The sequence below is a fragment of the Oleiphilus sp. HI0123 genome (genome assembly GCF_001635315.1).
The window spans coordinates 1-1,310 of sequence record NZ_LWGE01001690.1 but is presented as its reverse complement, the minus strand read 5'-3'; the positions used below and the strand labels follow the sequence as shown (position 1 = coordinate 1,310).

The 1,310-nt window shown below is 44.3% G+C and carries 1 protein-coding gene and 1 pseudogene; both read left to right on the top strand.

The window, feature by feature from the left end; translation table 11 throughout:
- Nucleotides 1–897 (top strand): Asp-tRNA(Asn)/Glu-tRNA(Gln) amidotransferase subunit GatB (locus A3761_RS22915; RefSeq protein ID WP_369808262.1); only part of this gene is annotated, 897 nt, incomplete at its 5' end.
- 217 nt (nucleotides 898–1,114) lie between these two features.
- A pseudogene (locus tag A3761_RS22910) lies at nucleotides 1,115–1,310 on the top strand (diphosphate--fructose-6-phosphate 1-phosphotransferase); the annotation flags it as partial.

The following is a 1,310-nucleotide window of genomic DNA, read 5'->3' as shown; positions in this document are numbered from 1 at the left end:
GGTGAAATGTCACAAGGCTCAATGCGCTTTGACGTCAATATCTCGGTACGCCCCAAAGGTCAGGAAGAGCTTGGTACACGAACCGAAACCAAGAACCTTAACTCCTTCCGCTTCATGGAAAAGGCGATCGCCCTTGAGGTTGAGCGTCAGATAGATATTCTTGAAGATGGCGGCAGCATCACGCAAGAGACCCGCTTATACGATGGAGAGAAAGATATCTCCCGCTCCATGCGTAGCAAAGAAGAAGCAAACGATTACCGCTACTTCCCATGCCCTGACCTGCTTCCTGTCGAATTGTCTGACGAGTTTATTGATCAGATTAAAACTGAGATGCCAGAGCTTCCTGATGCACGAAAGGCAAGGTTCTGCGCCGAATACGGCTTATCAAGTTACGATGCAGGCTTGATCTCAGCACAGGTAGACCTTTCTCATTATTTCGAGACAGCCAGTAGCATTTCAGGTGACGCTAAGCTTTCTGCCAACTGGACAATGGGAGAGCTAAGCGCGCGACTCAACAGCGACAGCATCTCCTTAAAAGATTCTCCTATCAGTGCAGAGCAACTTGGGCAACTGGTGCTTAGAGTTAAAGACAACACTTTGTCGTCTTCAGGTGCAAAGAAAGTATTCAATACACTTTGGGAAAAATCTGGTGATGATGTTGACGCAATTATTGAATCACAAGGTCTAAAGCAGGTATCTGATACCGGTGCGCTAGAAGCATTGGTTGACGAAGTACTCGCTGGCATGGCTGATCAGATTGCACAGTATAAAGAGGCCGATGACAAAAAGCGTAAAAAGCTTATGGGCGGATTTATGGGGCCTTTAATGAAAGCCTCTAAAGGACAAGGAAACCCTAAACTGTTCAATCAGATTCTTGCCAAGAAACTTAATAGCTAGCTTTAATTTTTGACCTGAATAACAGTAGAAGTGAGAGTGCACCGCTCTCACTTTTTTATACTTTCGATACGAATCGCCAAGGTTAATTGTCAACAGTTTTTATTTTAAGACTGATACCGACTGATTAGTAATCAGGCTCATGAAACTTTCATAAAAATGCAGTATGATGCGCGAAATTTATGAAACCTTTCATTTTTATCGAAGAATAGGATATTCAATGACTATCAAAAATGCTTTCTACGCACAGTCAGGTGGCGTAACTGCCGTAATCAACGCTTCAGCTTGTGGCGTAATCGAAACAGCTCGCCAATTCCCAGACAAAATTGGTAAGGTTTACGCTGGACGTAACGGCATCATTGGAGCACTCCGTGAAGAGTTGATCGACACCAGTCTGGAAAGCATCGAAGATATCG